This window comes from Pseudochelatococcus contaminans, from assembly GCF_014195635.1.
In the GTDB taxonomy this organism is placed as follows: domain Bacteria; phylum Pseudomonadota; class Alphaproteobacteria; order Rhizobiales; family Beijerinckiaceae; genus Pseudochelatococcus; species Pseudochelatococcus contaminans.
Genome location: NZ_JACICC010000012.1, coordinates 22,322 through 34,496, shown reverse-complemented (window position 1 = coordinate 34,496; position 12,175 = coordinate 22,322). Strand labels below are relative to the sequence as shown.

The window sequence follows — 12,175 nt, the reverse complement described above, 5'->3', positions numbered from 1 at the left end:
GGACACCATGACCGCAAGGCCACTTTCCCATTCTATCACCGCAGTTGTGGCGATCGTGTTTGGCCTGGCTACCGTCATTTCGGGCGGCCGCGCGCTCTTCGGCGGCGCTGATATGGGAGCGGTGGTTCCCTTCGTGCTGTGGTTCAATTTCGTGGCGGGCTTCGCCTATCTGCTGGCAGGGATCGGACTATGGCGCGGCACGGCCTGGGCGCCTGCCCTGTCCATCGGTATCGCGGCGGCAACGGCCGTGGTCTTCGTTTTCTTCCTTTGGCACGTCTGGCGCGGCGGGGCCTACGAGAGCCGCACGATGGCCGCGATGGTCCTGCGGCTCGGCATCTGGGTTGCCATTTCGACAGTTGCGGTAAAGATCCGATGGCCACGATAGTGGTGCGCGACGACTGTGCTGGCGAGTCGACAGGCATTCGCTACGTCCAGTATCGCGATATGGCGAAGTTAGATCGAACTAACCTTTGGCAAACCTAACCACTAAATGACAGGGCAACTATGCAGGTACTTGTTTTTAACGCCGGCAGTTCCAGCCTCAAGTTCGGCATCTTCAGCGTGACGACTGAAACACACGAAGTGTTCAAGGGTTCTTATGAGCGCTTTCGGGCCGGAGGATGCGAATGCCGTTTTCGGCATGGAGAAACCGACGAGCGGGGTGCGGTCGAATTCGATAGTCCCAGCGAAGCGCTGAAAGGGGTTCCGGCCGCGCTGAAGCGTTTCGGGCTCGACGCAATCGACGCTGTCGGGCACAGGATCGTCCATGGCGGCGCGGGTGCTGCGCGACCGGCTTGGCAAGCCGCTGATCGTCCGCTCCGCCTATCGCAGCCCCGAGCACAACCGCGCTGTCGGCGGCGCGACCCGGTCGAAGCACATGGACGGCGCCGCCTTCGACATCGCCATGACGAACCACGACCCGGTGGCGTTCGAGGCCGCGGCGCGGGAGGTCGGGTTCCTCGGTTTCGGCTTCTACCCGCGCTCGGGCTTCATCCACGTCGACCTCGGCCCGGCGCGTCAGTGGGGCGAGCGCTTCCCGGTGCGAACGGTGGCATTCGCAGCGGAAACGCCGCCCGCAAGGGAAGTGCTGGCCGAAAGCCGGACAATGAAGGCCAGCGGTGCCGCCGGTGTGGCGACGCTGGGTGCGGCTGGCGTCGAGGTGGCGCAGAACGTCCTGGCGGAAACCCAGACCGCGATCCTGCCGCTCGTCCCCTATCTCGACACCCTGCGCTGGGTGTTCATCGCTGCGGCGCTCGCGGGTCTTGCCGTGACGATCTACGCCCGCATCGACGACTGGAAGCGGGGGGGTCGATGATCGCCGCTCTGTTCACCGGGATCGCCGCCGCCCCGTGGATGCGGGCGGCCCTGCGCTACGGCGCCATCGCACTCGCGGTGCTCCTGTTCCTGCTCACGCTCCGGCGAGCGTGCTGGCCGGCTCGCCGAACGCCTCGAAACCTCGGAGAAGGTCAATGACATCCAACGCCAGATGCTCGACGCGGCAGTTCGCCGTCCTCGTGATCGCAGCGATCTCGCTGACCGCCTGCGCGACGGCCACTTCTGAACCTCGCACGGCTACCGTCTGTCCGCCGGTTGTTGAGTATAGCCGAGAGCTCCAGGCGCGCGCAGCCGACGAGCTCGATCTGCTGCCGGATGGGTCGGCAATCGCCGAAATGCTCTCCGACTACAGCGTCATGCGGGATCAGGCTCGGGCGTGCTCTCAGTAATCTGAGAAATATAGTTGTCTTGATGTTGACCACACTAAACCTTTAGCCCCGCCCATCTGACCATAACACTCCCGGCCAGCATGCTCATGCCAATCGCGAGGAGTAAAGGACCAGCGAATTCCTCTGCAACAATGCCCGATGTCGAGGAAACCGACAGCAGCATCAGGCTGAATTCTCCTCCATGGGCCAGGATGATCCCAGTCCGCCATGAGGTCTGAAGCGACTCGCCGAATATTCGGGCGACGACCAAAACGATCAGCGTCTTGCCCGCGAACGTGATCGCGAGCCAAGTCAGTACGACAGGCCATGCAGATGGAATGATCCAAAGTGGCAATTGCGTTCCGATGCCGACGAAGAATATCCCGACAAACAAATCGCGGAAGGGCTGAATCTCGTTCTCGACAGCATGGCGCGCGTCGCCCTCGCCGATGATCATGCCGGCGCGAATGCGGCGAGTGCCGGAGAAAGGCCGGCGGTGGCCGCGACAATCGCAGACCCTAGTGCAATGGTGAGCGCGAGAAGCTGGGCAAGTTCCGGATCGCCACGCGACGCTACCCAACGGGCCAGCAACTGCAACGGGCCACGGGCAATGAACAGAGCTGCAACCAATGCCGTTGCACTGGCGACGACCGTTATCACGCCATACCCTTCGGCGGCTCCACTCATCGAATCGTGCAGAAGAAGGAATGCGACAGCTGCCAAGTCTTGAAACAGAAGCACCGCAATGGCCAGGCGTCCTTGGGCCGATCCCAGAGCGTTCGCGCTTGCGAGCACCTTGAGGCACATGGCCGTGGATGACATGGCAACGGCCCCGCCGATGAGGATTGCGGGGACGGGCGCGAGATCGAAGATCAGACTCGCTATCAACGACACCGTTATCGTCGTGACTGCAACCTGCACGGCTCCAAGACCGAAGACATGCTTCCTGAGCCTTACGAGCTTCTCGAACGAGAATTCCAGGCCAAGCGCGAACAGCAGCAGCACCACTCCGATCTCGCCAATGCTGCTAAGGGCAGCGTTTTCGGCGATCAGGCCGAGGCCGGCGGGTCCAATGACTATACCGGCAAGAATGTAACCGACAATGCTGGGCACGCCAATCCGTGAACATATCGTCACGAGCACGAACGCGGCAAAGACCAACAAGGCCGCACTCTCGACAAATCCGGTCACGCCATGCATGTTCTTCTCCTGATGGCATGGCGCAGGGAAGGCCGCTACCTGTAACCTCTAGACGTGCGAGCGCGCCCACTGCGCTATCTGCGCGGCAGGCATTGCACCGCTCGTCCTCGCGATTTCCTTGCCGCTCCTGAACAGGATCATGGTGGGAATGCCGCGGATCCCGTAGCGGCCGGCAATCTGCTGTTCGGCCTCGGTGTCGAGCTTGCCCAGGCGGACATGGGGTTCGAGCGAGCGCGCCGCCGCCTCGAACTGGGGCGCCATCATCTTGCACGGCCCGCACCACTCGGCCCAGAAATCGACCAGCATTGGCAGTTCGGCATTCGCATGGCGGTCAAAATTAGCCGCGGTGAGCGTGACGGGCATGCCTTGAAAGAGAGGCGCGCCGCAGCGTCCGCAATTGGGGTTGTCGCTCAGGCGCTCTTGCGGCACCCTGTTGGTGGAATTGCACTGCAGGCAAGCGACCGTGGGCATCCTGTATCCTTTCGTTGACGAGCCGGGCTCGGCGGCCGAATGATGCAAGCGTTCAGCGCGTGGATATGGCGCGGCGCGCCTCTCGCTGCCGCGGCTCGGGCAGGTATTCCACGCCACCGCCCTGGCGCCGAACCGGCTGCGGATAGAGCGTCATCAGCTCCAGTATTTCCTTGGGCATGTCCGTTCCAACGGGCAGGCCCATGTCGCGGGCCTCATCGGCAGAGATGGGATAGTCGTGGGTCCAGGTGCCCGTCGCCAGCTTCGCCGCCAGCGCCGCCGCGCGGTTCTCGTCCATCTTGTCGGACAGCAGACGTTTCGCGAATGCCTCGATCTGCGCAATGGCCTTGCGACCGACATCGGCCATGATCAGGGTCTGGTCGTCGATCTCGGCGATGGGCTTCTCGGCGACGACCTTGAGGAGCGAGGCAGCAGGCAACTGGCCAAGTTGCGGATCGACGGGTCCCAGCACGGAATGCTCGCACATCACGATCTCGTCGGCGGCAAGCGCGATCAACGTGCCGCCCGACATCGCGTAATGCGGCACGAACACGGTGACCTTGCCCTTGTGGCCCTGAATGGCCCGAGCGATCTGGGTTGCCGCCAGCACAAGGCCGCCCGGTGTATGCAGCACGATGTCGAGTGGCACTTCATCGTCGGTCATCTGGATCGCGCGCAGGACTTCCTCCGAGTCATTGACGTCGATGTAGCGCATCAGGGGGAATCCCAGCAGGTTCATCGTCTCCTGCCGATGGATCAGCAGGATGACGCGACTGGCACGCTTCTTCTCGATACTGGCGATCTTGCGTGCGCGCATCGCCTCAAGATATCTGCGCTGCAGAACCGGCTGCAGCGCCGAAATGATGAAGAACAGCCAGAAAAGCTGCATTATGTCCATGGACCTTGTCCTCCTTCCCGTCGGCCATCCGGCAGAAAGCCATAGATGCCCTCGTCGCGATAATAGTGGCGATAGACGTCGGCGCGCCTTCGCAGGAGTGGCGTTACAAGCCAACCGGCGAGAAACCCGCCGATATGCGCCCACCAGGCAACCCCGCCCGTGGCCGGATCGCTGCCGAGCGATAGGAAACCGGGAACGACCTGCATGAAGAACCAGATCATCGCGAAAATGACCGCGCGCACTTCGAAGAAGAGGGGAATGAACAGAATCGGCACGATCACCACCAGCCGAGCCGCCGGAAACATGCGTGCGTAGCAACCGATCACGCCCGCGATCGCCCCCGATGCGCCAAGCGCGGGAACGACTGAGTCGGGGTTCGCCAGCGCGTGAGCCAGTCCGGCCGCCACACCACAGAACAGATAGAACAGCGTGAATCTACCCGGTCCGAGCCGATCTTCGACGGCGGGGCCGAAGATCCAGAGCGTCCACATGTTCAAGATGAGGTGCAGCCAGCCCCCGTGCAGGAAGATGTTGGTCAGGAACGGGGTCCAGTCGGACGGGGCGACGAGGCTCAGTTGCCCGAAGAAGCGCGAGGGCACCAGCGCGAACTCGAACAGGAACCGGTCCAGCACGCGCGGAGGCAGGCTGATCTGATAGAGGAACGCGAGGACGTTCATGCCGATGACCGCCCATACGATGACGGGCGGGTAGCGGCGCGCGACGCTGTCAAGGTAGGGAAACAAGCGGCAGATCCTCGCTCGCGCTGGCCATTCCGTTCATTATTTTTTCCCGGCGATCGTCACGCCCGTCCAGGCTGGGGGATCGGAGGCCGGGAAGGATTCAAGACTGGCTTCGATAACTGGATCGAATTCCGCCTGTTCTTGCGACGACAGGTCCACCGAGCCTTCCTGATCGACTGCGCGCCGGAGTCGGCGGTCCGTGCGACCCCGATCCAGGCGGGACGGTATGCGAAAGGCGTTCGGGGCGTCGGCTCCCTTGTAGAGGCGATGCCGCTCCTCTCCCCGCCAGCGGTCAGGCGCATGCCGGTGAGCCACGTCCTCACGCACGAAATAGCGCCAGTCCTGCCGCTCCGCGAATTCCACGGCGCTTTCGCGGTCGGGAAATTTCAGCCGGATCGAACGGTAGGGATCGTTGCTGGAGGTATATCCCATCAGCGGCTCGACCTGCAGGGGCCGAGACGGCTCGAATTCCAGTATCCAGTAGTTGGGCCGCGGCGCCGACGTCATCGCGGAACGAGCCGGCCGGTAAATGATCGCGGTCGGAACGTCCCAAGACCTCATGGTGGTCCCGGGTATCGTCGGCGGAAAGGGTGGACGATTGTGTCCGCGCATCATGGTGCTTCCCCTCGGTTGTCCCCCAGAAAAGCGCGTTCCAGCCGAGCGCGATCCCGCAGGGGCTGTGGAATTCGTAACCTTCTCTGATGAGCACTCTCAAAAAATGCATGTGCGGTATCGGACTGACCTGAGTCACGCAGTTTATCGCGAAGATAATCGCGCGCCGACTGCACGATCCGGGTCACGTCGTCTTCGGGAATGCCGAGAACCGAGGAGGCCTTTTCAAGCGGGGTGTCGTTCAGATCGACAAGAAACAGGACCCTGCGCCATAGCGCCGGAAGACCGGCGATCGCCCGGTGCAAGAGCAGTGCGTCCTGCCGTTTAGCGACCGCCGTTTCGGGGTCGTCCCCACCGTCGTCGGCGACGAGTTCCTCGAGCAGCAGCACGTCGTCGGGCTGGTAGAACTCGAACATCTCCTCATCCGACTCGGTAGGCTCCCCGGCCGCCGCCTCGGGCGCCGCGTCGATCGAGGCGGCATCCTCGGGCACCGCGCGGCGCGCAGCCTGCGCCTCGGCCTCGATGGTCTCGAAGGCCAGTTGCGTCAGCCAGTCCCGGACGGAGAATTCGGTCGGCCGCCGCTCGAAGCGGTTGAGCCCGTTGAGGATCGTCGCATCGACGATATCGCCAACGCTCAGGTAGCCAGCCGGCACAGACCCGCTACACTCGAGATAGGTCAACTCGCGCCTGACGGTATCGTAGACCGTATCGAGATGATCCTCGATCAGGTCGAAGAAGAGTTGGCGCCGGTCCGCTTCCGCCGCATCCCGCGCGGACGGCAGCGGGGCGCCGATCCGGCGCCGGCGGGCGGGACGTTTGTATTCAGACTCGTGCTTGAGGCGCGCCACATGCCGGTCAACCCGCTGGCGCAGGTCGGCAAAGGCCTTGCGCAGGACAGGCTCGATCACGAACCCCTCTTCCTGTGCCGCGATCACGCCCGAGGGCAGTTGCAGGCGCAGGCTGACCTGGATGCGCGTCTTGCCGCTCGTCTGGGAGGCGACGACTTCGAGCCGGACGAGATCCTCGCGGAAGCGTACAAGATGCGGTTCAAGTTGCCGCACCTCTTCCTCGATGACCTCAGGCGCGCGCTGTTGGCCGTGCCGGTCGAGATTGCGAAATGCTCTGATGACTTCCATGCCGTATGACCTTGCTTGTCGCTTTTTGACGAAATGAGCCGGCGCGACCGTCATCGCGCCGGCCAGTCCTTCACGACGTCATCCGGTAGACTTATCGCCCTTGGACTGCCCCTTATCATTGGCGTCGACTGGGACATCGGGCGTCGGAGCGTCCGCCTTGTTTTCGGCAACTGCGCTGGACTCGCCGATCCCGGCTTGGGCCGGATCGTCCGGGCTGTCGTCACCGGTGTCCCTTGCGATCTTTTCGAACACGACCTTCTGTTCGTCCGCTGACCAGGCGACGCGGACCTTGTCGCCATCCTCGATCCGCCCCGAGAGCAGTTCGCGAGCCAACTCGGTCTCCAGCTCCGACCGGATCAGCCGGCGTAGCTCGCGGGCACCGAATTCGGGACGGAAGCCGACCGCGCCGAAGTGATCCACGACGCTCACATCGAGTTCGAGTTCGACGCCCTGGGTAAGGGCGGTCCGCTTCACCCGGTTGAGCTGCAACTCGACGATCTGGCGGATCTCCGACTGATTCAGCGAATGGAAGACGATGATCTCGTCGATCCGGTTGATGAACTCTGGCCGGAAATGACCGCGCAACACCTCCATCAGTTCGGATTTCTGCTTGGCCTCGTCGAACTCCCTGCTGCCGCGTTTCGTGAGGTTGCGCTGGATGATGTCCGAACCGAGGTTCGAGGTGGCGATGATGATGGTGTTAGTGAAGTCCACCACGCGGCCCTTGCCATCTGTCAGGCGGCCATCGTCGAACACCTGAAGCAGGATGTTGTAGACATCCGGATGCGCCTTTTCGATCTCGTCGAGGAGCACGACCGAGTAGGGCCGACGGCGCACCTTCTCCGTCAGCTGCCCGCCTTCGTCGTATCCGACATAGCCCGGAGGTGCGCCAACCAGCCGGGCAACCGAGTGGCGCTCGCCATACTCCGACATGTCGATACGGATCATCGCATCCTGGTCGCCGAAGATCACCTCGGCGAGCGTCTTGGCCAGTTCCGTCTTGCCAACCCCGGTTGGCCCGAGAAACAGGAAGGTCGCAGTCGGACCGGAACCTTCGCGCAGACCCGCACGCGCCAGACGCACCGCATCGGCCACGGCGCGGATCGCTTCTTCCTGGCCGATGACACGCTCGTGCAGCTTCTCCTCGAGCTTGAGGAGCTTGTCCTTCTCCTCGGTGGTCAGCTCCGTGACCGGAACGCCGGTGATCTTGGAGACGATCTGCGCGACGTGATCGGCGCGCACCTCGGCGGTCGCCGAAGCCTGGTCGCGCTTCCAGATTTCCAGAAGCTCGTCCAGCTCCTTCTGCTTCTGCTCCAGCTCCTTCTTCAGTTCTGCTGCCCGGTCGAATTGCTTGCGGGCTGCGGCATAGTCCTGCTCGCGCTTGATCTGCGCGGCTTCGGCCTCCAGCTCCTGGACGTCCACGGGGCGCGCTGTGGCGCTGATCTTCACCCGTGCGGCTGCCTGATCGATCAGGTCGATCGCCTTGTCGGGCATGAAGCGGCCAGTGATGTAGCGATCAGAAAGCTCGGCTGCCGCGACGATGGCCTCGTCGGTGATCGTCACCTTGTGGTGCGCCTCCAGCGTGTCGCGCAGGCCGCGCAGGATCATGATGACCTGAGCTATCGTGGGTTCCTCGACATAAACCGGCTGGAACCGTCGCTCGAGCGCCGCGTCCTTCTCGATGTATTTCTGGTACTCGTTGAGCGTCGTCGCACCGATCAGGTTCAGCTCGCCCCGCGCCAGCGCCGGCTTGAAGGTGTTGGCGATGTCGAGACCACCTTCGCCACCGCCCTGGCCGGCGCCGACGATGGTGTGGATCTCGTCGATGAACAGGATCAGGCTGTCCTTCTCCTCGGTGATCTCCTTGAGGATCTTCTGGACTCGCTCCTCGAACTCGCCGCGATACTTCGACCCGGCCACCATCGAGTTGATGTTGAGTTCGACCAGCCGCTTGTCGCGCAGCGCCTCGGGCACTTCGCCCGCGACGATCCGTTGTGCAAGTCCCTCGACGATGGCGGTCTTGCCCACGCCGGGCTCGCCGATCAGCACCGGGTTGTTCTTTTTCCGGCGGGCCAGCACTTCGATCGTCGTCTCGATCTCGCGGGCGCGGCCGATGACGGGATCGAGCTTGCCCTCGCGGGCGAGCTTCGTCAGGTCACGGCTGAACTGGTCGAGATCGGGCGTGCTGGAAGGCGCCTCCACGCGGCCTTCCTCGGCTCCCTTGCCCACGACCTTGGTCACCTGCTGGCGAAGCGCCTGCGGCGTCAATCCGTATTTGCGCAGGATCGACGCGGCCAGGCCTTCACCTTCCTCGGCAAGGCCGATCAGAAGGTGCTCGGGACCGACATAGGAATGGCCGAGTTCGTTCGAGGCGATGAAGGCCCGGTTCAGCGCGTCCTTCAGGCGAGGACTTACGCCGATTTCGCCTTCCGTCTTGGCGTCTCCACGCTTCGCTTCCTTCTCGATCTGGCGCCGCAGATCGTCCACATCGACCTTGAACTGTTCCAGGATCGTCTTGACGACGTCAGACGCGGTCAGTGCCAGAAGCAGATGTTCGGTATCGACCTCGCTGCGCCCGAACTCCCCGGTCTTCTGTGCGGCATCCTGCAGCAGCTTGTTACCCTGTTCGCTCAGCCGGTCGGCGATGGTGCGTCCGCCGCCGCGCCGCGATCCACGCCGCGGCGCGCCCTCGCCGAAAGTGGCGTCGACGACAGCGTCATCGCCATCACCCATGGAGCCGAGCGTGCCGCCTCGCAGCGGACTGTCACCAAAGAGGCTGCCGAAACCGCTCTCGCCGAAGAATTCGTCAAGAAGGGAACGCCGTCCGAACAGGGACTCCAGCGGCGAGGCGCTGCGACCCGACCGGCGCGCCATTTCGCGGTAGTGCTGATCGCACAGCTCTATGTTCTGAACCCTGCCGTTCACCGAGGCGCGCACGCGCGCCGTCGCCGGGCGACCGCAAATATCGCAAGCTCCGTTTGCCATTCGTCTTCTCCGTTTCTCTATCCAGTCAGGGTTGTTCGCAGATCATCTGCGCCAGTGACAGTGTCACGCAGCGACCGCTTCCGTTCTCTTCACCTTGGACCCAATTGCCACAAGATCGGGCTCGTCCAGTGTCTCTCGTTGCAGGAGATCCTGCGCCGATTGCTCGAGAAGATCCAGATTGGTTTCAAGAAGGGTGAGGGTGCGCTTGAACACGCCATCCACGATGTCGCGCACCTTTAGGTCCATTCGCTCGGCCGTGGCCTCGCTGTAGCGGCGGTTGAGCCAGGACGCCTGATCGCCGGTGCCGAGAAAGCCGGGCCGATCGGTGTCGTAGCTGACATGCCCGAGGTCTTCGTCCATCCCGTACCGCGCGACCATGGCGCGGGCGATGTCGGTCGCCTTGACCAGATCGTCCGCCGCCCCAGTCGAGACATGATCGTAGATGATCTTCTCTGCCGCGCGCCCGCCAAGCAGGACTGCGATCTTGTTCTCGAGTTCCTCCCGCGTCATCAGGAAGCGGTCCTCGGTCGGGCGCTGGATGGTGTAACCGAGCGCGCCAATCCCGCGCGGTATGATCGAGACCTTGTGCACCGGGTCCACCCCCGGCAGAGCCATCGCCACCAGCGCGTGCCCCATCTCGTGGTGCGCCACGATCTCGCGTTCGCGCGGATTGAGCACGCGGTTCTTCTTTTCCAACCCCGCGATGATGCGCTCGACGGCATTGTTGAAGTCGTCCATCGTCACCGCATCAGCCTTGCGGCGCGTGGCGAGCAATGCTGCCTCGTTGACGAGATTGGCAAGATCCGCGCCGGAAAAGCCGGGAGTAAGCGCTGCGACCTTCTCGGCATCGACGTCTGGGGCGAGCGTCACTTTCTTCATGTGCACGTTCAAGATCTGCACACGCCCCCTCTTGTCGGGCCGGTCCACCAGCACCTGACGGTCGAAGCGTCCCGCACGCAGCAGCGCGGGGTCGAGGATCTCGGGTCGGTTGGTGGCGGCCAGGAGCACGATGCCCACTGAAGGGTCGAAGCCGTCGAGCTCGGTCAGAAGCTGGTTCAGCGTCTGCTCACGCTCATCATGGCCACCGGCGATCTGGCCCGAGGAGCGCGCCCTCCCAAGAGCGTCGAGTTCGTCGATGAAGATGATTGCCGGGGCGGATTTCCGGGCCTGCTCGAAGAGGTCGCGCACCCGTGCGGCACCGACGCCCACGAACATCTCGACGAACTCTGAGCCCGAGATCGAAAAGAAGGTCACGCCGGCCTCGCCTGCCACCGCGCGCGCCAGAAGCGTCTTGCCGGTGCCCGGCGGCCCAACGAGCAATATGCCTTTGGGGATATGTGCGCCCAGCTTTCCGTATTCGGCCGGGTTCTTGAGGAACTCCACGACCTCCTCCAACTCGGCCTTGGCCTCGTCCACGCCGGCCACGTCAGCGAAACTGACGCCGGTTTCCTTTTCCATGTAAACTTTGGCCTTGCTGCGGCCGACCTGCATGAACCCGCCGAAACCCTGTTTGTCGGCGAACTTACGGAACAGCAGCATCCAGATTCCGAAGAAGACAAGCGCTGGCGCCACCCAGGAAATCAGCGTGCCGAGAAAGGTGTTCTGAGGAACGCCCGTGATCTCGACGCCGGAGCGGTCGATCCGCTGCAGGATCGCGGGATCCACGACCGTGGTGACGAACTGGCTCTTGCCGTCGACGGGGTCGGTGAAGGTGCCGGTGATGGTGTCCGCGCCGACCGCGACGGACGCGACCCTGCCATCCTCGAGATAGCTCTCGAACTGGCTGTAGCTGATCGGTGCGACGGATTGCCAGCCGGCGATCAGGTTCTGGATGAAAAGCACGGCTATGAAAGCCACCACCCAGTACCAGATGTTATATTCGGTCTTCCTTTCCATGCTGTTTGTCCCTTTCACTGGCGCCCGAGCCGCGCCCTGATCCGCTCGAGCAGCGCCAGCAGGATGCGCCTTTCGTCTGCCGACAGATCCTGCAGGATTTCATGTTCGAGCGCCGATTGCCGCGGCGCGAGTTCCTCCAGCATCGCCCGGGCCTTCGACGTTGCGGTGACGATCTGCGACCGCCTGTCGTCGAGCGAGGGCGACCGCTCGACCCAGCCGCCCCGGACCATGCGATCGACGAGCTGGCCCGCAGTGGCCGGGCCGACATCAAGTCGGTCGGCCAGATCGCCGATGGTCAGCCCGGGCGCATCCTCGACATGCGCCGCCGCCATCCAGGACAGGCGGGTCAGGCCGCTGTCGCGGATGTCTTGGTCGATCCGCTGCTGGATGAGCTGCGCGACCCGGTGGATCGTCGTCCCGATCAGCGCGATGTCCGTAGAGATCATAGGTATCCTTCCTCCGGTTGCATGAGACACAGGATAGACCGCACTCCATCCAAAGTGCAATGCACGCATCATATATGCTTGCATAATAAAT

11 protein-coding genes and 2 pseudogenes are annotated in these 12,175 nt (G+C 63.2%); 3 read left to right on the top strand and 10 right to left on the bottom strand.

The window, feature by feature from the left end:
• Positions 1-7 precede the first annotated feature (7 nt).
• The 3 genes and pseudogenes from FHS81_RS16010 (at position 8) to FHS81_RS16000 (ending at position 1,315) form a co-directional block, all read left to right on the top strand.
• Entirely contained in the window at positions 8-385 is a 378-nt protein-coding gene (locus tag FHS81_RS16010; protein ID WP_160787801.1) for a hypothetical protein, read from the top strand.
• A gap of 119 nt (positions 386-504) precedes the next feature.
• Positions 505-717 (top strand): annotated as a pseudogene (locus FHS81_RS16005) (acetate/propionate family kinase); the annotation flags it as partial.
• A 49-nt stretch (positions 718-766) separates the two neighbouring features.
• Entirely contained in the window at positions 767-1,315 is a 549-nt protein-coding gene (locus FHS81_RS16000) for a YcbK family protein (RefSeq protein WP_183754623.1), read from the top strand.
• 93 nt (positions 1,316-1,408) lie between these two features.
• Here FHS81_RS16000 and FHS81_RS15995 read toward each other — a convergent pair whose 3' ends face one another.
• The 10 genes and pseudogenes from FHS81_RS15995 to FHS81_RS15950 form a co-directional block, all read right to left on the bottom strand.
• The gene (locus FHS81_RS15995) at positions 1,409-1,570 is read right to left on the bottom strand and encodes a hypothetical protein (protein WP_183754621.1); all 162 of its coding nucleotides are present in this window, start codon (positions 1,568-1,570) and stop codon (positions 1,409-1,411) included.
• Between the two features lie 188 nt (positions 1,571-1,758).
• A pseudogene (locus tag FHS81_RS15990) lies at positions 1,759-2,903 on the bottom strand (cation:proton antiporter domain-containing protein).
• A 48-nt stretch (positions 2,904-2,951) separates the two neighbouring features.
• Positions 2,952-3,374, bottom strand: a complete 423-nt coding sequence (gene trxC / locus FHS81_RS15985) for a thioredoxin TrxC (RefSeq protein ID WP_183754619.1) — start codon at positions 3,372-3,374, stop codon at positions 2,952-2,954.
• Between the two features lie 52 nt (positions 3,375-3,426).
• Complete coding sequence (locus FHS81_RS15980; RefSeq protein WP_028035865.1) at positions 3,427-4,269, bottom strand: SDH family Clp fold serine proteinase; 843 nt, start codon at positions 4,267-4,269, stop codon at positions 3,427-3,429.
• A complete protein-coding gene (locus FHS81_RS15975) occupies positions 4,260-5,012 on the bottom strand; it encodes a rhomboid family intramembrane serine protease (RefSeq protein WP_183754616.1) in 753 nt (250 codons plus the stop codon). The genes FHS81_RS15980 and FHS81_RS15975 overlap by 10 nt, the downstream gene beginning before the upstream one ends.
• A 36-nt stretch (positions 5,013-5,048) precedes the next feature.
• Positions 5,049-5,570, bottom strand: coding sequence for an NADH dehydrogenase ubiquinone Fe-S protein 4 (locus FHS81_RS15970; RefSeq protein ID WP_183754614.1), 522 nt, complete (start codon positions 5,568-5,570; stop codon positions 5,049-5,051).
• Positions 5,571-5,620: 50 nt separating this feature from the next.
• The gene (locus tag FHS81_RS15965; protein ID WP_183754612.1) at positions 5,621-6,757 is read right to left on the bottom strand and encodes an RNA polymerase sigma factor; all 1,137 of its coding nucleotides are present in this window, start codon (positions 6,755-6,757) and stop codon (positions 5,621-5,623) included.
• 78 nt (positions 6,758-6,835) lie between these two features.
• Positions 6,836-9,742 (bottom strand): ATP-dependent Clp protease ATP-binding subunit, encoded by a 2,907-nt coding sequence (locus FHS81_RS15960; RefSeq protein WP_183754610.1) that lies wholly within the window; start codon positions 9,740-9,742, stop codon positions 6,836-6,838.
• A gap of 63 nt (positions 9,743-9,805) precedes the next feature.
• The gene (ftsH, locus tag FHS81_RS15955) at positions 9,806-11,638 is read right to left on the bottom strand and encodes an ATP-dependent zinc metalloprotease FtsH (RefSeq protein WP_183754608.1); all 1,833 of its coding nucleotides are present in this window, start codon (positions 11,636-11,638) and stop codon (positions 9,806-9,808) included.
• A 14-nt stretch (positions 11,639-11,652) separates the two neighbouring features.
• Positions 11,653-12,084 carry a MarR family winged helix-turn-helix transcriptional regulator gene (locus FHS81_RS15950; RefSeq protein ID WP_183754606.1) on the bottom strand — a complete coding sequence of 144 codons (432 nt, stop codon included), beginning with the start codon at positions 12,082-12,084 and terminating at the stop codon, positions 11,653-11,655.
• Positions 12,085-12,175: the final 91 nt, after the last annotated feature.